The 20,599-nt window shown below is 64.1% G+C and carries 19 protein-coding genes; 7 read left to right on the plus strand and 12 right to left on the minus strand.

Going from position 1 to position 20,599, the window contains the following annotated elements; translation table 11 throughout:
- The first annotated feature begins 1 nt into the window (after nt 1).
- Entirely contained in the window at nt 2–409 is a 408-nt protein-coding gene (locus tag NKI67_RS15785) for a hypothetical protein (protein WP_023674396.1), read from the plus strand.
- Between the two features lie 132 nt (nt 410–541).
- Here the strand turns inward: NKI67_RS15785 and NKI67_RS15790 are convergent, their stop codons facing one another.
- Nucleotides 542–2,587: an oxidoreductase gene (locus NKI67_RS15790; protein ID WP_352645897.1), complete on the minus strand. Its 2,046-nt coding sequence runs from the start codon at nt 2,585–2,587 to the stop codon at nt 542–544.
- A gap of 113 nt (nt 2,588–2,700) precedes the next feature.
- Between NKI67_RS15790 and queF the strand changes: the two genes are divergently transcribed.
- The gene (queF, locus tag NKI67_RS15795; protein WP_023674394.1) at nt 2,701–3,162 is read left to right on the plus strand and encodes a preQ(1) synthase; all 462 of its coding nucleotides are present in this window, start codon (nt 2,701–2,703) and stop codon (nt 3,160–3,162) included.
- A 14-nt stretch (nt 3,163–3,176) separates the two neighbouring features.
- Here the strand turns inward: queF and NKI67_RS15800 are convergent, their stop codons facing one another.
- From NKI67_RS15800 to NKI67_RS15825, 6 genes are all read right to left on the minus strand, one after another.
- Entirely contained in the window at nt 3,177–4,073 is an 897-nt protein-coding gene (locus NKI67_RS15800) for an alpha/beta hydrolase (RefSeq protein ID WP_352645899.1), read from the minus strand.
- Nucleotides 4,073–5,257 (minus strand): mandelate racemase/muconate lactonizing enzyme family protein, encoded by a 1,185-nt coding sequence (locus NKI67_RS15805; RefSeq protein WP_023674392.1) that lies wholly within the window; start codon nt 5,255–5,257, stop codon nt 4,073–4,075. Before NKI67_RS15805 ends, NKI67_RS15800 begins: the two co-directional genes overlap by 1 nt.
- Before the next feature lie 11 nt (nt 5,258–5,268).
- Nucleotides 5,269–5,826, minus strand: a complete 558-nt coding sequence (locus tag NKI67_RS15810) for a hypothetical protein (protein WP_051406072.1) — start codon at nt 5,824–5,826, stop codon at nt 5,269–5,271.
- Between the two features lie 4 nt (nt 5,827–5,830).
- Nucleotides 5,831–6,310, minus strand: a complete 480-nt coding sequence (locus NKI67_RS15815; protein ID WP_352569801.1) for a DUF3828 domain-containing protein — start codon at nt 6,308–6,310, stop codon at nt 5,831–5,833.
- 105 nt (nt 6,311–6,415) lie between these two features.
- Nucleotides 6,416–8,065: an ABC transporter substrate-binding protein gene (locus NKI67_RS15820; RefSeq protein WP_352645900.1), complete on the minus strand. Its 1,650-nt coding sequence runs from the start codon at nt 8,063–8,065 to the stop codon at nt 6,416–6,418.
- 42 nt (nt 8,066–8,107) lie between these two features.
- Complete coding sequence (locus tag NKI67_RS15825; RefSeq protein WP_352569798.1) at nt 8,108–9,658, minus strand: trimethylamine methyltransferase family protein; 1,551 nt, start codon at nt 9,656–9,658, stop codon at nt 8,108–8,110.
- A 92-nt stretch (nt 9,659–9,750) separates the two neighbouring features.
- Between NKI67_RS15825 and NKI67_RS15830 the strand changes: the two genes are divergently transcribed.
- Nucleotides 9,751–10,653 carry a LysR substrate-binding domain-containing protein gene (locus tag NKI67_RS15830; RefSeq protein WP_352645902.1) on the plus strand — a complete coding sequence of 301 codons (903 nt, stop codon included), beginning with the start codon at nt 9,751–9,753 and terminating at the stop codon, nt 10,651–10,653.
- 17 nt (nt 10,654–10,670) lie between these two features.
- Here NKI67_RS15830 and NKI67_RS15835 read toward each other — a convergent pair whose 3' ends face one another.
- Nucleotides 10,671–11,660: a zinc-dependent alcohol dehydrogenase family protein gene (locus NKI67_RS15835; RefSeq protein ID WP_352645904.1), complete on the minus strand. Its 990-nt coding sequence runs from the start codon at nt 11,658–11,660 to the stop codon at nt 10,671–10,673.
- Nucleotides 11,661–11,763: 103 nt separating this feature from the next.
- On the opposite strand from NKI67_RS15835, the gene NKI67_RS15840 reads away from it, so the two are divergent.
- Both NKI67_RS15840 and mutL read left to right on the plus strand, forming a co-directional pair.
- Nucleotides 11,764–12,666 (plus strand): LysR family transcriptional regulator, encoded by a 903-nt coding sequence (locus NKI67_RS15840; protein WP_352645908.1) that lies wholly within the window; start codon nt 11,764–11,766, stop codon nt 12,664–12,666.
- An 80-nt stretch (nt 12,667–12,746) separates the two neighbouring features.
- Nucleotides 12,747–14,597 carry a DNA mismatch repair endonuclease MutL gene (mutL, locus tag NKI67_RS15845; protein WP_352645910.1) on the plus strand — a complete coding sequence of 617 codons (1,851 nt, stop codon included), beginning with the start codon at nt 12,747–12,749 and terminating at the stop codon, nt 14,595–14,597.
- Nucleotides 14,598–14,804: 207 nt separating this feature from the next.
- On the opposite strand, the gene NKI67_RS15850 is transcribed toward mutL, so the two are convergent.
- Nucleotides 14,805–15,698: a DMT family transporter gene (locus NKI67_RS15850; protein WP_352593097.1), complete on the minus strand. Its 894-nt coding sequence runs from the start codon at nt 15,696–15,698 to the stop codon at nt 14,805–14,807.
- A 90-nt stretch (nt 15,699–15,788) separates the two neighbouring features.
- Between NKI67_RS15850 and NKI67_RS15855 the strand changes: the two genes are divergently transcribed.
- Entirely contained in the window at nt 15,789–16,715 is a 927-nt protein-coding gene (locus NKI67_RS15855; RefSeq protein ID WP_352636587.1) for a LysR family transcriptional regulator, read from the plus strand.
- Between the two features lie 275 nt (nt 16,716–16,990).
- Nucleotides 16,991–17,224 carry a DUF2093 domain-containing protein gene (locus tag NKI67_RS15860; protein ID WP_031211156.1) on the plus strand — a complete coding sequence of 78 codons (234 nt, stop codon included), beginning with the start codon at nt 16,991–16,993 and terminating at the stop codon, nt 17,222–17,224.
- 252 nt (nt 17,225–17,476) lie between these two features.
- Here the strand turns inward: NKI67_RS15860 and lpxK are convergent, their stop codons facing one another.
- Genes lpxK through NKI67_RS15875 form a run of 3 tightly spaced genes read right to left on the minus strand, consistent with a single transcriptional unit; the run spans nt 17,477 to nt 20,599 of the window.
- Nucleotides 17,477–18,505: a tetraacyldisaccharide 4'-kinase gene (gene lpxK, locus NKI67_RS15865; protein WP_352636586.1), complete on the minus strand. Its 1,029-nt coding sequence runs from the start codon at nt 18,503–18,505 to the stop codon at nt 17,477–17,479.
- 1 nt (nt 18,506) lies between these two features.
- Nucleotides 18,507–19,823 carry a lipid IV(A) 3-deoxy-D-manno-octulosonic acid transferase gene (gene waaA / locus NKI67_RS15870; RefSeq protein ID WP_352636585.1) on the minus strand — a complete coding sequence of 439 codons (1,317 nt, stop codon included), beginning with the start codon at nt 19,821–19,823 and terminating at the stop codon, nt 18,507–18,509.
- Entirely contained in the window at nt 19,820–20,599 is a 780-nt protein-coding gene (locus NKI67_RS15875; RefSeq protein ID WP_023717166.1) for a lysophospholipid acyltransferase family protein, read from the minus strand. The genes waaA and NKI67_RS15875 overlap by 4 nt, the downstream gene beginning before the upstream one ends.

Genomic DNA, 20,599 nt, shown 5'->3' on the forward strand with positions numbered 1-20,599 from the left:
CATGCAATATGTCTACATCATCGTCCTCGGCCTTCACGTCATGGCGGGCGTGTTCTGGGCCGGCACCACCATCGCGGTCGCCCGCGAACCGGAGATCAGAGCGGAACGTTTCTTCCGGCCGCAAATGGGCGCAGCCGGCGTGGTTTTCCTCACGGGCTTGCTGCTGTGGTATTTCTTCCACAACGGCTCTTTCGGCTCGATGGAGAAGGTCTTGGCGCTGGGCATCTTGACGGCGTTAATCGCCGCCGGGGTTCAGGGCGCGCTGGTGGGTTCCGCCAGCAGGCAGTTGGCCGGCGCTGATGCGGCGAAGCAAACCCAATTGCGCGCCAAGATGACAAAAGGCGAACGCATCGCTGGCGGCCTGCTGGTCATCACCGTGTTCTGCATGGCCACCGCCAGGATGTTTTGAGCGTCCTGCCGCAATCGCAAGATCGTACGGTGCCCGGCGATAGCCGGCGGCGTGCGCGGCGCGCAGATCGGACCGACGTGCCTGGTGGCTCTCCGTACGGAGGTTCGGCTGCGCGCCACCAATCAATATTCCTCAGATCCGCAAGCCGAACCTGATGCCGTCATAGATGGCGGCGTGGATGTTGCGCGAGGCTACTGCATCGCCGATGCGGAAGAGCACGAAACCACTCTGCGGATTGCGCACCGGAAAGATGTCGCCGCCATTGACCAGTTTTTCGTAATCGATCGCGCCGGCGTTCTTCGACAGCGGCTTCAGCGCCAGGTAGAGATCGTCGAGCGGCAGCGTGCCGTGCTCGACCACCACCTGGTCGACCCGCCGCTCGCCGCGCCAGCCATCGGCGAAGTCGGAGGCGAGCTCGGCGATCAGCTGGTTGCCTTCGCGCCGCACCGAGCGCAGCCGTGTGTTGATGGTCACCGTGACCCCCTTTTCCTGGAAGGCGCGCATGTAGGGCACATGGTTCATGCCGCCCATTTCCGGGGCGAAGAAGCGCTCTGGTGAGACCAGCTCCAGCCTGGCGCCGCTATTGGCGATCAGTTCGGCGGCCCCCATGCCCTGATGGCCGCCATTGTCGTCATAGAGCAGTACATTCTCGGCCGGCTTGATGCTGCCGGCCATGATATCCCAGCTCGAGGTGACGAGATCGTCGCCCGCCGTCAGAGGCGGGTTCTGCGGCAGCCCGCCGGTGGCGATCACCACCACGTCGGGCGACAGCGCCAGCACATCGTCCTTTTCCGCCCATTTGTCGTAACGGATCTCGACGCCGAGCCGGTCGAGCTCGGCCAGACGCCAATCGATGATGCCGATCAATTCCTTGCGGCGCGGGTTCTGCGTTGCCAGCCGCACCTGGCCGCCGGCCTGGCTCGATGCTTCCAGCACCGTCACCTGGTGCCCGCGCTCGGCGGCGACGCGCGCCGCCTCCAGCCCGCCGGCGCCGGCGCCCACGACGACCACCTTCCGCTTCGGTCCCTCGGTTTTCGGAATAATATGCGGGATATCAGCCTCGCGGCCCGTCGCCGCATTGTGGATGCACAGCGCCTCGCCGCCCTCATAGATGCGGTCGAGGCAATAGGTGGCGCCGACGCAAGGCCGGATCTCGTGCTCGCGGCCTTCCATGACCTTCCTGACGATGTGTGGGTCGGCGATGTGGGCGCGCGTCATGCCGACCATGTCGAGCTTGCCGGTGGCGATGGCGTGACGCGCGGTGGCGACGTCGGAAATCCGCGCCGCATGGAAGGTCGGGAATTTCGTCGCCGCCCTGATCTCGCCGGCAAAGTCGAGATGCGGCGACGAGCGCATGCCGGTCACCGGGATGACTTTTGTCAGCGCCGCATCGGTCTCGATCGAGCCACGGATGATGTTCAGGAAATCGACCTTGCCGGAGCCGGCCAGCCGCCTGGCGATTTCGACGCCCTCCTGTTTCGACAGACCTTTCTCGAAATCCTCGTCGGCGACCATGCGGATGCCGACGACGAACTTTTCGCCGACCGCGGCACGCACTGCGTCGAGCACCATTCCGGTGAAGCGCAGCCGGTTGTCGAGCGAGCCGCCGAAATCGTCGTCGCGCTGGTTGGTGGCCGGCGACCAGAAACCGTCCATAAGATGGCCGTAGGCTTCGAACTCGATGCCGTCGAGGCCGGCAGCCTGGCAGCGCTGCGCCGCCGCCGCATAGTCGGCGACGATGCGCTCGATATCCCAGTCCTCGATAGTCTTGGGAAAGGCACGATGGGCCGGTTCGCGCACCGGCGAAGCCGACAGGACGGGCAGCCAGTCGGCCTTGTTCCAACCGGTGCGGCGGCCGAGATGGGTGATCTGTATCATCACCTTGCAATCGTGCTCGTGGCAGGCATCGGTAAGCTCGGCGAGCCATGGCACGATGCGGTCGTCATAGACATGCAGATTGCCAAAAGCGGCCGGGCTGTCGCGCGAGACGATCGCCGAACCGGCGGTCATGGTCAGCGCCATGCCGCCCTTGGCCTTTTCGGCATGATAGAGCCGGTAGCGCTCTTTCGGCATGCCGTCCTCGGAATAGGCCGGCTCATGGCTGGTCGACATCACCCGGTTCTTCAGCGTCAGATGCTTGAGCTGATAGGGCTGGAGAAGCGGATCGTTGCTGGTCATCGTCTTCCTGCTGTTTCAAATTGTGCTAATGAGCGGCAAATTTTGTTTTTACGCATGTCGCCGTCCCAAATCCGCTGCACAGTTTTGGGCGACATGCAGCAAGGAACCTGCTCATGACCGATACGAAAAACCTCACCCAGCTCGGCACCAACGTCGAGGCGCCACAGAGCCCTGAAGCGGCAGTCCTGGAAACCGTGCCGTTTTCGCGCGGCGACGGCCCGCCGGCCATCGTTCGCTTCACCTGCCCGGAATTCACTTCGCTCTGCCCGGTCACCGGCCAGCCGGACTTCGCCCATATCGTCATCGACTACGCACCCGATGCGCTGCTGGTGGAATCGAAGTCGCTCAAGCTGTTCATGACCTCGTTTCGCAACCATGGCGCCTTCCACGAAGAATGCACGGTGATGATCGGCCGCCGCATCATCGCCGCGACCAAGCCATTGTGGTTGCGCATCGGCGGCTACTGGTATCCGCGCGGCGGCATTCCGATCGACGTGTTCTGGCAGACCGGCGCACCGCCGGAAGGTGTGTGGCTGCCCGACACAGGGGTTGCACCCTATCGCGGACGCGGCTAATCGGACGAAGCGGCTCACCTGATCCCGGTCCGGCACAGGTTAGTCTCCAGGAAAGGCATCACCGCGTCGCGGTACCGCTGTTGGTCATAGCGATAGAGATCAACATGCCGCGCGCCGTCGAACCAGACCAGCTTTGCGTCAGCGCCTGCCGCATCTTTCAACGCCAGTGTCTGGCTGCGAGCGACAAACGGATCCGAATTGCCACCTAGCAGCAATATCGGCCGATCAATCGCGCCGATGCGATCGACCGGCCTGACATCATCTACCCCGAAGTCAAGGCGGAGCTGCATCTGCGCCAAGAGGATGGTCGCCTGTACGTCGCGCAACATAGGCAAGGGCGCTCGCAACGCCGTGGTTTCCAGCAAAGTCGCGTAGAGCTGCTCCAGGACATAGGCATCGGCATGCTCCTGCTGAGCGCCAAATACAAAAGCAGCCGCACCGAGCGACGAGCCGATGGCCGCCACCTTGCGACCGGCGAAGCGTTGCCGCGCAAAGGCGAGGATGCGGCTGGCGTCCTGCCGTTCGATGTAACCAAAGCCTCTGATATCGCCGCCGCTTTCGCCATGTCCCGACAGATCGAACAGCACGATCGAGTAGCCGCTTTCGAAAAGCAGCTTCGCTCTTGGAACCATGGCCAGCTTGTTTGAACCGCGTCCGTGTAACAGCACGATTGTTCCGCAACTGTCCTGCCGATCCGCCACCCAACCGGCAAGATCGGGCGCGCCCTCTTGCTTCAGAACGATGCGCTCCACCTCTAACCCCACAGGCAGCGTGAAGCTTTGCTGAGGCACGCGGGCCACCGCGCGGCTTCCTGCCTCCCAGGTGACAGCGCAGGCCAGGACGCAAACCGCCGCGAATAAAGCAACCACGACAGGACCTCTTCTCATCGATCGGTCACGTGCACTTCGCATCAGTTGAGCGGCAGCCGCCGGTAACGGCCGGGACTGTTCGGATCGCTGAAATGGTGCATCGGCCCGTGTTCGGCGAAGTGTGCTGACCAGCGTTTCATTGCCGCCGGGGCGAGCTCGACACCCAGCCCGTCACCTTCCGGCACGCGCACCGTGTTGGCGATCTGTTTGAACGGGCCGTCCTTGATCACGTCGCCGATCTGCCAGCGAAACAGGGATTGCGACGCCTCGGTGATCCATGGCGTTGCCGCCACGACGTGCAGATAAGCCGATGTCATGATGCCGAGATCGTTCGAATAGCACCAGAACCCCTTGCCCATCGCCTCACAGGCGGCAATGAATTTCAGAGTTTTCGACAATCCGCCGAGTGCTGCGAAATTGCAGACGAAGTAATCCGGCGCACCGAGCGCGACTGCCCGTCTGAGATCCGGGATGTGCGTCGAGAACGGAATGCGCGAATGCTGGCGCAGCGCAGCCATCTCCTCGAAGGTCGCGACCGGATCCTCGTAGTTGCGGATGTTGAACGGCTCGATCTCGCGCAGCACCCAGCGCGCTGTGGTCAGCGACCACTGCATGTTGGAATCGAGTTTGATCTGCGCTTTATCGCCAAGCGCCTCGCGCAGCATGCGCACTGTCCTGATCTCGAGCTCGGGATCGCCCATGATCAGCTTGCCCTCGAAGATCGTCGAGCCGTGCTGTTCTCGCATGCCGAGACAGTAGTCGACGATCGCTTCGGCGGTCATCTCGCCGCCGGCTCCGCCTTGAGCGGGGCGAAAGGCGAAATATTCCGAAAACGGAATGTCCTTGCGCACCGCGCCGCCGAGCAGCTTATAGAGCGGCATACCGAAGACCTTGCCTCTTATATCCCACAGCGCCAGTTCGACGGCGCCGAACGCCACCGTGGCTGCATTCTCGCCGGTGTTGGCGGTAATCTGCCAGGGCGGCACGCAGCGCGCCTCGCAGTCGGCGATGTCGAGCGGATCGGCGCCAATCAGCGCCGGCGCGATCTCGGCCTTGATCACCTCGCCGAAATGCCACCATGGCGCCTCGCCCAGTCCGACCACGCCTTCGTCCGTCTCGACCTCGATGATCGATTTCGACGCGCCGCCGTAGAGACCAGCCGTCCACCAGAACGGAGCATCGAGCGGGACGTTGACGTGGGTGACGCGGATGTTGGTGATCTTCATCGATTCCGTTCTCACTCGCACTGGTATTGGCTTAGCGCCCATTCGCCGGTCACCGAGAGCAGGTCCGATATCTTCCAGTCGCCGTCGATTTTTTTGAACTTCCATTCCAGCCGATGCGGGTTGCCGGCGGCGACGAAGGCGACGACGACCTTGGCCTCGTCGCCCTTGACCGCTTCGATGGTCTTCAGGCTCTTGTCGATCTCCGCCTTGTCGTATTCGGAATTGTCGAGCGCCATGTTGGGATCGAGGCACTCGCCCTGCCCCGACTTCCGCAGCGCGTCGCTCTTGTCGAGCACCGACTTTGCCGGGTCGGTGAAATGGCCCCGCTGAGCCGGATCGACCTCGAGCCCGGCATGCTCGTAGAACGGCTTCACCACCGCAGTCGGCGAGCCCGGCTGCACGGGTGCGGCCGGCGCGTTTTCTGCCGGCGGCAACACTGCCGGCGGAGGTGCCGCACTGTCGGCCGGCGCGTTTGCGGGCGGCGCGCCGAACAGGCCCTGAGCGGCGGCGCTGCTCAATCCGGCCAGCAGGCACGCAGTCGCCAAAATCCAGGGATGGCAGCGAAGCACGGCGTCACTCCGGAGGCTGCCCGGCCAGGCATTCGAGCGCACTCAGCGTCCAGCCGCTGGTCTTCGAGGTAATGTCGGCGACCTTCCACTTGCCGTCGATCTTCTTCAATGACCAGACCATTTCGCGTTTGGAATCATCGCCTTCCGGAAAAAGGTTGAACGTCGCCGTCACCTCGGCGCTGTCGCCATCCAGCGTTTCGGCCAGCGTCAGCGTCTTGGCCACGGTCTTCTCGTCATAGTCCTGCGCATCGAGACCAGGGGCGAAGTCGATGCAGGGAACTTCATCCGGATGGCTCTTTGCCGCATTGTCGTTCAGTTCGAACAGTTTCGTCACCGGTGCGGTGAAGCGGTCGCGATATTGCGCATCGGCCTCGAATTTGACCGACGGGACATAAAAGAACTTCACGGCGTTGGCAGCAGGGCCGGCAAACGCGGCCGCCGGCACAGCCATCGAAAGCGCGGCAACAAAAAGTGGCAGTTTCATGGGTGTCCCCGATTGTTCACTGACGGAAGCTATCAGTACCACGCATCTTGCCCGTCGGCTTTCTTGCGGTCCATGAAATCCTGCAACGCGTCCTCTGCTGGCAACTCAGGCGTTCAGCCAGACATTCTGGAGATCCATCTCGAAGGTTTGGTGGACACCGTAGTTCTTCACCTTCTCGTTCATGTGGCTGAACAGCTTCTGCCAAAACGGCTGAATGATGACGCCCGAATCCTGCAGGATCTGCTCGATGTCCTTCATGACCTCGCGGCGCTTTTCCACGTCGATGAGCGAAAGAGCCTGCTTGAGCTTGGCGTCGAAATCAGGGTTCGAGTAGCCGGTTTCGTTCCAGGCCTCGCCGGTGCGATAGCCGAGCGCCAACACCTGTACGCCAAGCGGGCGCATGTACCAGATGGTCATCGAATAGGGGTATTTCGTCCAGTCGTTCCAGAAGGTCGGCCCCGGCAGCACGGTGCGCTTCACTTTGATCCCGGCATCGCGCAACTGGCCGGCAATAGCGTCGCCGGTGTTCTTTTGCCAATCGTCCTCGACGGTGATCAGTTCATGCTCGAAGTCGTCCTGCCCGGCATCGGCCATAAGCTTCTTGGCGCCCGCGGCGTCGCGTGTCTTCTTGGGCAGCGCGTAGTATTCCGGATGAATCGGGCTGACGTGGTGGTTTTCACCAACAGTGCCTCGCCCGGCGTAGCCAAGTTCGAGCACCGCTTTGTTGTCGACGGCCATCTGGAGGGCGTTGCGAACCCGCTTGTCGTCATAGGGCTTGTTCGTGATGTTGGTCCGGGCGACGAGCGTGGTCGCTGTCGCGACCTCCGATTTGACCAGCCCCATCTTGTCGAGAATGTCTATGAAGTCGGCCGGCGTCTCGAAGTTGAGGTCGATTTCGCCGGAGTCGAATGCATTTATCGAGGCGTTGAAATCGGTTCCGTAGTCGATGAATTCGACGCCGTCGAGAAGCGCTTCACCGCCCCACCATTTGCCATTTTCACGACGCTTGACGACCGCTTTCTGGCCGACCGCATAAGACACCAGTTCGAACGGCCCGGTGCCAATCGGCTTCTCGATCGGATTGGCGCCGTCGGCGTCGAAGTTGCGATGGACCACCAGCGCCGGATAGTCGGTGAAGTTCGGGATCAGCGAGATGTCCGGCTCGTTCAGCTTCAGCTTCACCGTGTTGTCGTCGACCTTGGTGATCGCCCCTTCCCTGGCCTTGCCGGTCTTTGCATCGATCAGCGCACCGACGCGCGCGGCCATCGAATTGCCGGCGGCAGCCTTCTCGCACCAGCGCGTCAGATTGTAGGCCACGTCATCGGCGTTGAAAGCATCGCCGTTGTTCCAGGCGATGCCCTTGCGCACATGCAGCACGTATTCGGTGGCGTCGTCGTTGACCTCCCAGCTTTCGAGCAGAACCGGCTCGAATGTGAACTGGCGGGTGTAGCGGACAAGCGGCTCGAGCCAGCAGCGTGAAATGTTCGCAAGTTCCACCCAGTCGTAGGTGCGCGTGTCCTTTTGCGCCTTCACCGACATCGAAACGTGCAGCGTTCCGCCTTTCTTCGGCTCTTCAGCCAAAGCCCGCTCCGGCACGGCAAGTCCAATCATGCCGTAGGCAAGGGCCGCCGATGCGCCGAAAGCGCTTGCCAGGGCCAGAAACTCCCGCCGGTCGACGCGACCGGCGCGCGCCTCGCTGGCCATTGCTTCGATGGCGCTCGGTACGCGATCGCCGTTGCTTCTGAAGAGTGTCATTTTTTTCCTCCCTTATGGTTCGCATCGGGTCTTCGCCCGTGATCAACTAACGCTGTCCGGCAGTTTCTCCTCGCGCCGCGCAATCAAATCTTTGAGACCATCGGCGATGCCCTCATCGAGCTTCGGCTCCTCATAATCGGCGAGCATGTTGCGCGCTTTCTCGCGGCCGCGGGTGTCGTGGTCCTTTGCTCCTTCCGCCTTCCACTGTTCGAACGAATTGAAGTCCATGATGCTCGGTATGAAGAAGGCGGACTCGAAATGTTCAAGCGTGTGCTGGGTGCCGAGGAAATGGCCCTGCGGTCCGACCTCGCGGATAGCCGCCATAGCCTCCTTGAAATCGTCGAATGGCAGCCCGCCAGCATATTTGTACCAGCCGACAAGCTGCTCGCAGTCGGTGGCAAATTTCGAATAGCCGCAGGTCAGGCCGGCCTCGAGCCAACCGGCGGAGTGCCAGATGTAGTTGGCGCCGGCAAGGATGGCGGCATGCATCAGCATGTTCGCCTCGTAGCCCGCCTGGGCGTCGTTCAGCTTCGAGCCGACGTGGAAACCGGACGTGCGCCACGGCAGACGATACTTCCGCGCCAGCGCGCCCATGAGATACATCATCTGGGCCGCCTCCGGCGTGCCGCCCATGGGAGCGCCGGTCTTCATGTCGACCGTCACCATGAACTGTCCGTAGATCTGCGGCGAACCCGGACGCAGGAGCTGTGTGAACGCGACGCCCGCCAGCGCTTCGGCATTGACCTGCGCGACCGCACCGACGGCAGAGGCCGAAGTCGAGGCGCCGCAAAGGGCGAAGGGGGCGAGGATCAGCGGCTGGTTGTGGCGCGCATAGACTTTCATCGCGTCCAGCATGGTGGCGTCCCACACCAGCGGCGAATTGCAGTTGGTGATGGACACCAGGACCGGGTTGTCGCGGACAAAATCCTCGCCGAACACGATGCCTGCCATCGCCATCGTGTCTTCGGCTCGATCCCTGGAGGTCACGATGCCCATGAACGGCTTGTCGGAGTGCTTCAGCGCCGAATGGATGATGTGGAGGTGACGTTTCGGCACCGCGATTTCCATCGGCTCGCAGATGATCGAGCTCGACGAATGCAGCGCCGGCGCCATGTAGGCGAGCTTGTGGAAATTGTTGAGGTCGGCGAGTGTGCCGTAGCGCCTGTTGTTGTCGAGGTCGCGTACGTAAGGCGCCCCGTACATCGGCACGAAGATGGAGTTGTTTCCACCCACACGTACGGAACGCTGGGGATTCCTCGCATTGAGCGTGAACTCCGACGGGACCTTCGAGATGAGCTCCATCAGCAGGGCGCGGTCGATCCGGACCCTTGTCTCCGAGACATCGGCGCCCGCCGCCTTCCACATTGCGATCGCTTCGTCGTCGCGGAACTCGCATCCGACTTCTTCGAGGATGGAGAGCGACTCCTGGTGGATCAGCTCAACCGCCTCGTCCGGAACCATCTGATAGACGGGAATCTGGCGGACCAGGGTTGGAAACGACGCTATGGGTGCGCCCCGCAGCGCCTTGCGCCCCAGGCGGCCACCGCTGCGGCGGTTGGTGTGTTCGCTCACTTCAACGGCCGGTGCGTTCATGAAGGCTCCATATTCCTGTTGGTGACCAATCTAGCCAGACAAAATGCAGCTGTGACGCTGGAAAATCCTGATCTCTTGTATAAGCTCAGCTTATGCGAAGCTTGCGCCACCTGCTGCCGTCGGCCGGCAGCCTGATCGTTTTCGAGGCCGCCGGGCGGCTGTCGAGCTTTACCGCCGCCGGGCGCGAGCTCGGCATGACGCAGGCTGCCGTCTCCTATGCGATCCGTGGGCTCGAAGAGCAGCTCGGCGCGAAACTCTTCCAGCGCCGCCACCGGCAAGTCAGCCTGACCGAGGCCGGCGACCGCTTCCATGCCGACGTCTCGCTCGGCCTGTCGCACATTCGCAAGTCGGCGGAGGATCTGCGCCAGATCGCCGTCGGCGCGCATGTGACGCTCGCGGCCTCGACCGCCTTCGCCTCGTTCTGGATGATGCCGCGCCTGCAGCAGTTTCGCGACGAATTGCCGGGCATCGACCTGCGCATCCAGACCGCCGACCGCGATCTCGACATCATCGCCGAAGACATCCCGCTCGGCGTCCGCGGCGGCGAGCCCAAGGAATGGACGGATTATCATTCGCTGCCGCTGGCCGATGAGGTGATATTCCCCGTTGCCGGCGTTAGTTATGTGGCCCGGTTCGGGCTGCCGGAGCGTGTCGCGGACCTTCAATCGCACCGCCTTATCCATCTTGAAGAGCCGTTTCGCGAGGCCGCGAGCTGGGACGAATGGTTCGCCTCGGCCGGTGTCGACATCGCCGATGCCGGACGCGGCTTGCGCATCAACGACTATGCGCTGGTGATCCAGGCAGTCATGGAAGGGCAAGGCATCGCGCTCGGCTGGGGTCACCTCGCCGAGCGGCTGCTGGCATCAGGGCTGCTGGTGCGCGTCACCGGCCACACGATGACGACCGGCAAGGGCTTTCATGTAATCTGGTCGAAGAACCGCGAACTCAGCGACAACGCCCGCAAGGTGCGGGACTGGCTGGCGGCGCAGGCGTGAGGCCGATAAATGCCCGGTCAAACGGTCACGACGATCTTGCCGAACTGTTCGTTCGATTCGAGATAGCGGTGCGCCTCGACGATCTGGTCGAACGGAAAGGTCCTGGCGATTACCGGCTTGAGCGAACCCGAGCTCAGTCCGTCGAGGATGAATGTCTTGGCGGCCTGCAGCCGGGCCGGATTGCTAGTGATTTCGTGGACGAGATAGCCGCGCAGCGTCAGTGTCTTGGCCAGCACCGCAGGTAGCGGAAAGGGTGTCGAGTCGGCGCTCAAGCCGCCATATTCGATGAGAATGCCACCCGGTGCCATCGCTGCCGTCAGAGGCTTGAAAATCGGGCCGCCGACGGCATCGAACACCACGCGCACGCCGCCCGGGCCGGCGATTCGCTTCAGCCTGGCTTCCAGGTCCTCCTCTGCCGAGGCGATGACGTGGGCGGCGCCGAACTCAAGCAAAGCCCGCTTCTTGGCAGATGTCCGTGTGACCGCGATCGGGGTCGCGCCAACCATGTTGGCGATCTGGATCGCGGCCAGTCCGACGCTGCTCGAGGCTGCGGTGATGACAACAAAGTCCTCGCTTTGGAGGTCGGCAATGTCGATCAGCGCACCGTAGGCGGTGAGATATTGCATCCACGCTGCGGCGGCTTCTTCCCAACTCAGCGATGGTGGATGCTTGACGACGAGCTCGGCGGGGTATGTGGCAATCTCACCATAGGCAGGCCAGCGGGCCATCGATAATGGCGGAACGATGCTGACGGCATCGCCAGGCGCAAACCCGTCCACGCCTTCGCCGACCATCTCGACAATACCCGCCGCCTCGAGCCCAAGACCGGAAGGCAACGGCGCGGCCTGGATGTAGGTCCCCGAACGCAGCAGCGCCTCGGCGCGGTTTATGCCCAACGCCTTGACGCGGATCTGAATCTCACCGCTCGCGGGCGCAGGCGCGTCAACATTCTCGATGCGCAGGACCTCGGGACCACCGAGCTCATGAAAGCGAACGACACGTGCCATCGGTCACAACTCCAAAATATTTGAACTGAATCAGCTATGCCAGCGCTCATCAGGCGGATAAATAGCCGCTTGAGTAGATCAGCAGAAACTGCAGGTTTTGAATATGGATCGCCTTACGAGCATGGCCGTGTTCGTCAAAGCCGTCGACCTGGGCTCGTTCGCAGCCGCGGCGGCGGCTCTCGATCTGTCCGGGCCGATGGTCGGCAAGCATGTCCGGTTTCTCGAGGAGCGCCTGAGCGTGCGCCTCATCAACCGGACCACGCGTCGCCAAAGCCTGACCGATTTCGGGCGCGCCTATTATGAACGCTGCCGGTTGGTGCTTGCCGAAGCGGAGGCCGCGGATGCACTCGCCGCCGACCAGCTTGCCGAACCGCGCGGAAAGCTGCGTGTCCTCATGCCGGTGCATTTCGGCCGGCGCTGCGTTGCCCCGATCCTGTTCGGGCTTGCGCAGCAACATCCGGCGCTGGAACTTGACCTATCGTTCAGCGATGCCATCGCCGATCTGGCAGAGGATGGCTGCGACCTTGCCATCCGAACGGGCGATCTGGAGGACCAGACCGGGGTGATGGCGCGTCGCATCGCGCGCCAGCACATGGTCGTCTGCGCGTCCCCGCCCTATCTCGACCGGCACGGCGAGCCACATGAAATAGATGACCTCGGCAGCCATCACGCGATCATCTACCGCCGTTCCGGGCGTGCCGTTCAGCCGTGGCTGTTTCCGCGCAATGGCCACCCCGCGATTGAGGTCAGGCCAGTCAGCAGATTGCGGCTCGACGACCTCGATGCCATCGCCGATGCCGCGGCCGCCGGCATGGGGCTCGCGTGGCTGCCATACTGGATGGTTCGCCAGCGCATCCAGGCGGGCGCACTTGTCCCGCTGTTGCCGGAACAATCCCGGTTTCTCTACGACGTTCATGCCCTGTGGTTGCAGACGCCTCATCTGCCGATGAAAGTCCGCCTTGCCGTCGATGCACTGTCGGCAGCGCTGCCCAAGCTCATGAGTTGAAGTGCACGGCCGCGGTCGGCTGCGTGGATTTCCTCAATTCCGCCCTCCCGCATCGACCACGAATCCGCCTATAGTGCCCCATGCCGATCCGCCAGCTTTCCGAAACGATGATCAACCAGATCGCCGCCGGCGAAGTCATCGAGCGTCCGGCAAGCGTGGTCAAGGAACTGGTCGAGAACGCGCTCGATGCCGGTGCAAGCCGTGTCGAGATCGTCACCGTCGGCGGCGGGCTGAACCTGATCCGCGTCAGCGACGACGGCTCGGGCATTCCGGAAAAGGAACTGGCGCTGGCGATTGCGCGCCATTGCACCTCCAAGCTCGCCGACGACATTCACGACATCCGCTCGCTCGGTTTTCGCGGCGAGGCCTTGCCTTCGATCGGCTCGGTGGCGCGGCTGTCGATCCGCTCGCGCACCACGTCCAGTGAAAACGCCGCCGAGATCGGCATCGACGGCGGCCGCGTCTCCGCGGTCAGGCCGGCGGCGGCCAATCGCGGAACCACGGTTGAGGTGCGCGACCTGTTCTTCGCCACGCCCGCAAGGCTCAAATTCATGAAGGGCGAGCGCGCCGAAAGCTCGGCCATCGGCGACGTGGTCAAGCGCATCGCCATCGCCTTTCCCGCCGTGCGCTTCACCCTGGCCGGGCCGGACCGCTCGACGCTGGAGCTGCCGGCGACCGAGGACGGCCCGGAAGGCCGGCTGCGCCGGGTGGCACAGGTGATGGGCGCCGACTTTCCGGACAATGCGATCGCCATCGACGCGATGCGGGACGGCGTGCATCTCGTCGGCCATGTCTCGGTCCCCTCCTTCACCCGCGCCAACGCGCTGCAGCAATACGCTTATGTCAACGGCCGCCCGGTGCGTGACAAACTGATCGCCGGCGCCATTCGCGGCGCCTTCGCCGACGTGCTGCCGCGCGACCGCCATGCCGTCACCGTGCTGTTCCTGACGCTCGATCCGGCGATCGTCGACGTCAACGTCCATCCGGCCAAGGCGGACGTTCGCTTCCGCGATCCGGGGCTGGTGCGCGGGCTGATCGTCGGCGCCATCCGCGAAGCGCTGGCCAATGCCGGCATCCGCGCCGCCACCACCGGGGCCGCCGGCATGATGGCGGCGTTCCGGCCAGGCGCGGCATCCTATGCGCATGGTGGCCCGGCCAACGGTCACCGCAGCTACGAGGCCGCCTATCGGGCATCGGGCTTGTCCGGGTTCGATCCTGCCCGTTCGCCGCCGCGGCCGCTCGATATGGGCGACGGGTTCGGCGAGGACGAGCAGGCGGCCTTCGACGCGGGGCCGCTGCACAGCGCCGATGCGCGCGCCGGGCAAAACGAAGCGGCGAAAACGCTGCTCGGCACGGCGCTGGGCGCGGCGCGCGCGCAAGTGCACGAGAATTATATCGTCGCCCAGACCAGGGATTCGCTTGTCATCGTCGACCAGCATGCGGCGCATGAGCGGCTGGTCTACGAGGCCTTGAAGAACGCCCTCCACTCACGCGGGGTGCCGTCGCAGATGCTGCTGTTGCCCGAGATTGTCGATCTGTCGGAAGAGGATGCCGAGCGGCTTGCCAGGCATTCCGAGACGCTGGCCCGCTTCGGCCTCGGCATCGAGCGCTTCGGCCCCGGTGCCGTCGCGGTGCGCGAGACGCCGTCGATGCTCGGCGAGACCAACGTCCAGCAGCTGGTGCGCGATCTCGCCGACGAGATCGCCGACAACGACACGGTCGACACGCTGAAGGAGCGGCTGGACAAAATAGCCGCGACCATGGCCTGCCACGGCTCGGTGCGTTCCGGCCGCCTGCTCAAACCGGAAGAGATGAACGCGCTGCTGCGCCAGATGGAGGCGACGCCGGGCTCCGGCACCTGCAACCATGGCCGCCCGACCTATATCGAGCTCAAGCTCGCGGATATCGAGAGGCTGTTTGGGAGGCGGTGAGAAGGTCGCAGGGCGCGGACCCCCACCCGGACCTTCGGTCCGACCTCCCCACAAAGGGGGAGGTTGGGAGATTAGCCGCGGGCGCCTCGCGAGGAGCTTACCCTCCCCCTTGTGGGGAGGGTCGCTGCGAAGCAGCGGGGTGGGGGTACGAAAAGAGCCGCTGTACAGCGGCTCTTTTCGAGTCAGGCACAGCCCCAAACCCTTTGCTCATCTCTTCAAATTCACCACGATGACGCCGCCTAGCGCCAGCGCGCCGCCGAAGATGCCAAGCAGCGTCGGCACCTCGCCCAGCCAAAAGAAGCCGATCAGCGTCGCCATCGGCGACACCAAATAGAGGAAGTTCGAGGCACGCGCCGCGGGCAGTCGGGAAAGTGCTGTTGCCCAGGCAGCGTAGGCGATGAGGCTGGGCACGATGCCGAGAAAGATGACCGCGCCGAGCCCGGCCGTATCGGCGACCGCCGCCTGCGCCAGACCGCTCGGCAGGAACGGCGACAGGCAGAGCGCGCCAAGCACCATGTTCGAGGCCGAGATCGTCAGCGGGTGGTGGCGACCAAACAGCGGCTTCTGGACGATGGTGTTGACGGCCGAGCACAGCGCCGAGCCGAGGACAAGCAGCGCACCACTGTTGAAATGCAGCCCTTGCCCCTCGCCCATGGCGATGATCCCGATACCGGCGAAGGACAGGAATGTGCCGGCCCAGGCCAGGCCCGAGAAGCGTTCGCCGAGCAGCGCCATGGCCATGATGGCGGTGAAGATCGGGCTGACATTGATGATGAAGCCGGCCGCACCGGCCGAAACGGTCAGCTCGCCGAAATTGAGCATCACCGTGTAGAGCGCGACGAAGACGGCACCACCGAAGACAAAGCGCCAGAGTTCATCGAGCCTGGGCAGTGCCGGCCGCTTGACCGCGAGGAAGATCGCCGCCGGAACCGCGGCGATGGCAAAACGCAGCGCGCCAAGTTCCAGCGGCCCGAAAGCGGCAAGGCCGGCGCGGATCGCCGGAAAGGCGGAGGCCCAGCCGACCACCGTCAGCGCCACCGCGATGGCAGCCGTGGCATCCATGCGCTGTGTCGTATTCAACGTGCCGGTGTAAGCGCTCATCTGGGTGTCCTCGCGATCCAATGCCATGAAGTAGAGAAACGCTATTGCGGGTCGGTTGACAAACGAACAAATCGAGGATCACCTGTGACTATGGATCACAGCTTAGACCCGATGCTGCCGCTCGAAACGCTGCGCGCCTTCGACGCCGCGGCTCGGACCGGCAGCTTTTCGGCGGCGGCCGAGAAGCTCAACATCACCCATGGCGCCGTCAGCCGGCAGATCGCCAAGCTCGAGGGCTGGCTTGGGCTGAAAGTCTTCGATCGCGGCGCGCGCGGCGTCTCGCTGACCGTCGAAGGCAATCGCCTGCATCTGCGCACCACCGAAGCCTTTGCCCTGATCGCCAGCAATTCGGACCGTTGGGTCGAGCCGCGCGGCACGGCGGTGGTGCGGCTGACCTCGATCCCTTCGGTCAGCGGGCTGTGGCTGATGCCGCGCATGGCGGCGCTGGAGAACCACCCGTCCAAGCTGCGTATAGTGCTCGACGTCGACATCCGCCAGGGCGATCTTGCCGACGAGGGCATCGACCTGTCGATCCGCTGCGGGCGCGGTCGCATTCCGGGCCGGATCTCGGTGCAGCTTTTCGAAGAATATGTGTTCCCTGTCGCCTCGCCGGGACTGGCCAGGGAGATCGGCCGCGGAGATCCCGCCCGGCTGCTCGAATTTCCGGTGATCAATGATTCCGACGCTTCGGCCTGGCGCGCCTGGTTTGCGGCGCAGGAGATGGACTATCGGCCCCGGCCGCACGACCGCCGTTTCGAGGACTACAACCTCGTGCTCGACGCCGCCGCGCACGGGCTCGGCATTGCGCTGGCACGTCCGCCGTTGACGGTGGACCAATTGAAATCGGGCCGCATCGTCGCCGTAGACGAGCGCAGTGCGCTCAGCCCGATATCTTACTGGCTCGACCGGCCGCTGGGGCGCCCGCGCGCCGCCGCCGCCGAACTCGCCCGGCGCATCGCGGTCCAGGCAGGACTAGCAGCGGAGAAGATCGAAGAGTTCCTTGAGGTAGAGAGCTAGGAGCGGCGGACAAGCGCTGATCTCCCCCCTTGTGGGGGAGATGCCCGGCAGGGCAGAGAGGGGCGCGAAGGATCGCTAGCCTCGCTAACTTTAAGACCAGCCGAGAACAAGCTGAGGACGCAATCGCAATCGATTGAGAGGTCCGCGGGACAGCGCCCCCCTCTGTCCTGCCGGACATCTCCCCCACTAGGGGGGAGATTGGCCGTCATCAACGTCAAGCTTGACCTCGCCGCAATTTGTGGCGATGACATCGTCATGAATTTCGGCACCACCCCATGATGAACCGTTTCGAAGGACCCGGCGGCAAGGAAGCCCGCATCCGCTATCTCGACGGCGACTTCCAGGTGACCAGCCCCGGCGCCTTCGTGCGCTGCGCGGTGACCGGCGAGAGCATCCCGCTCGACGAGCTCAAATACTGGAGTGTCGCCAGGCAAGAACCCTATGTGAATGCCGCCGCCTCGCTGCGCCGCGAGATCGAAGCGCATCCGGAACTGCGCCGCCGACGCTAGTCCAGCGCAAATGGAAGTCGCCCCGTTGCGATCCTGCGCCCTCTGCCGCGGCGTCAGGCCGGCAACACCGAAACCTTAGAGGCTATCTTGAAATAAAAAACCCGCCTCAGGCTCGAGGGCGGGTCACCGGCGAATCATCACCATAGCTAGATTACTAGCATAGCTGCCGGCACAAAGCAAGAACAAAATACGTTCGACCGGCGGAAAGCTGCAAATTCCAGTCCCGCATTGCCTCGGTGCTCAAGCTTCTGGTCAGCCTTTAAGCCGGCGCTGCCGCCAGGCATCCAGCGTCTCGTCGATGATGCGTTGCGGCACATGGTCGAGCTCGAAGACGGTGTCGATCTCCAGCACATCGAGCCCGTCGAGGAATTCCGGCGGTGCTGCGCCGTGACGCAGGCGGGCAGCGTCCTTGGCGGTGGTAATGAGGCCAAGCCCGGCTTTACGTGCCGTCGCCGCCAATTCGGCAAGCTCGTCCTCGCCATAGAAATGATGGTCAGGAAACGATTTGGTCAGCGCAAGCTCGCCGCCGGCCTCGCGGACAGTGTCGAAAAACTTATCGGGATGACCGATGCCGGCGAACGCCAGGAAACGCCTGCCGGCCAGCGTCACCTTGCTGCTCGGGGCAGTGTGCGCCTCGAAGATCGGCCTGCCGGCGCGCGCTGCCTGGCGCACGACCGTGTCGGCCGCGGTGCCCTCGCCCATCTTCAGCAAGGCGCTGGTGAAGACCAGTTGGTCGACGATGTTTGCCCGCAGAGGCCCGCCGGGGATGACGCGGCCATTGCCGATGCCATGGCGCGCATCGACAACGACCAGCGCATAGTCGATGTGGATGCGCGCGCTCTGAAAACCGTCATCCATGATCAAGAAATCGCAGCCGAGCTTCTCCAGCAGAAGCCTGGCGCCGGCGGCCCGGTTCGGCGTCACCGCGACCGGCGCGTGTTCGGCCAGAAGCAGCGGCTCGTCGCCGACATGCTTGGCGGCGTCGTGGTGCGGATCGACTATATGCGGCTGCGCGAAGGAGCCGCCATGGCCGCGCGACAGGAAACCCGGATTGAGCTGCATGCGCCTGGCCTGCTCGGCCAGCGCGATCGCCACCGGCGTCTTGCCGGTGCCGCCGACGGTGAAGTTGCCGACGCAGAGCACCGGTGCCTCGACCTTTTCGCGCGGCGCGTGCCGCATGCGGCGACCGGCGACAAGCGCATAGACGGCGGAAAGCGGCGACAGCGCCGTGACCCGCCAGTCCGGCTCTTCCCACCAGAAGGGCGGCGCTTCCGAGGTCACGTCAGCGCCCGTTCGCGCCCTTCAGGCGCGACTTGACGACCAGCGGCTGGATATAGGGCTCGAGCGACCTGAGCGTATGCGCCAGCGCACCGCGCATCTCGTCGACCGTCGCCGCACCCGCCGCCATCATCTCATGGCGAGCCGCCTCGTTGGTCAAAAGGAAATTAACGGCGCCGGCCAGCATATCGCGGTCGCGCACCAGCTTGGCGCCGCCGCTATCGAGCAGGCGCTGATAGGCCTCGCGAAAATTCTGGACGTTGCGGCCGGCAAGCACCGCTGTCTCCAGCATGGCTGGTTCCAGCGGGTTCTGGCCGCCCTCGGAAGTCAGCGAACGGCCGACAAAGGCGATTTCCGTCAGCCTCAGATAAAGCCCCATCTCGCCGATCGTGTCGCCGAGCAGAATATCCGTGTCGGCGGTGATCCTGTCGCCCTTGCTGCGCTGCGCCAGCTTCAGGCCCATGCCGGAAATCTGGGCGGCCAGCTGCCCGGCGCGATCGGGATGGCGCGGCACGATGATCGTCAAAAGCCCGTGGTGGCGCTTGTGCAGCATGGCGTGAACTTCGGCGGCGACCGCTTCTTCGCCATCATGGGTCGAGGTCGCCGCCCAGGTCGGGCGACCGCCGATCTGGCGTTTCAGCGCCGCCAACGCCCGCTCGTCGGCCGGCGGCGGCGCGGTGTCGACCTTGAGATTGCCGGATACGGTGACCGGCCGGGCGCCGAGCGACAGGAAGCGCTCGCCATCGAGATCCGACTGGGCGACGACATGGGCAAGATTTTCGAACAATGCTTCGGCAATGTTGGCGCGCTTCTTCCAGGACTTGAAGGAGCGGTCGGACAGCCTGCCGTTGACCAGAACCTGCGGCACGCGGCGGGCGCCGAGTTCCAGGATGGTCATCGGCCAGATCTCCGATTCGGCGATGATCGCCAGGTCCGGCTGCCAATGGTCGAGGAAGCGGCTGACCGCCGGCTTGAGGTCGAGCGGCACATATTGGTGGATGATGCGGTCGCCCAGCCGTTCTTCGGCGACCTGCGCCGAGGTGACCGTGCCCGTCGTCAGCACGATGTTGACGCCGTAATCGAGAATGCTCTCGACCAGCGGCACGACGGCGATGGTCTCGCCGACGCTGGCTGCATGGATCCAGATCACCGGGCCTTCGGGACGCTGGCGTCCGGCGACGCCGTAGCGTTCACGCCGGCGAATGCGGTCCTCCTTGCCTCTGGAAGTGCGCCAGGCGACGTAAGGTCCGACCAGCGGGTAAGCGGCGGCCCCGGCGAAGCGGTAGGCCGTCAGGAAGGCGCGGGCCCAGCGCATACTCATTTCGAACCGTCCACAAGGCGATAGGCCTCGGCGGTCGCGGCATTGAGCGAGGCCGTGACCTCCTGGCGCTTGCGTTCCATTTCCGCGGCGTCGGCGTTGGCCGGCACGAAGACAGGCGTGCCGACGACAATCGAGGAGCGGCCGAAGGGCAAGTTGATCGTCGTCTTGTCCCAGCTGCCCTCGATCACCTTGCGGCGGCTGGTGGCTATCGCGGCAGGCAGGATCGGCCGGCCGGACAGCCGCGCCAGAAGGACGACGCCGAGCCCCGCATCGCGCGGCGTGCCGTGGGGAATATCAGCAATCATGGCGACATTCTTGCCGGTGGCGAGCGACTTTTTGAGGGCGATGAGCGCCTTGGCCCCGCCCTTGTCGAGATGCCTTGCGCTTTCGCGCCCGCCAGAGCCGCGCACCGCCTCGATGCCGAATTTCTCGACCATCAGCGCGTTGAGCTCGGCATCGGCGCTGCGCGATACCATGGCAACCAGCGGCCGTCCCTTGGGATAGTAGGCCGGGGTCAGCAGGTGCTGGCCGTGCCAGAGCGCGATGATGCCAGGCTCGAGCTGCGCATAGGCGCCGCCGGAAAACTTGGCCGATCCGTCGACCATGCGGTTGGTCAAGCGGACAAGGCGGACGAAATACGCAAACAGCGCGGCAAGCGCATTCTTGACGAATCGCGACTGCGCCAGCGGTTCGCGGATCTTGCGCCAGAACGTCTTCGGCTTGCGACGTCTGACCGCCGACCGCGGGGCTGATCGCTTGACCGCTTCATGGTTCAT

Origin of the sequence: Mesorhizobium sp. M0408 (assembly GCF_040321495.1) — a bacterium.
GTDB lineage: Bacteria > Pseudomonadota > Alphaproteobacteria > Rhizobiales > Rhizobiaceae > Mesorhizobium.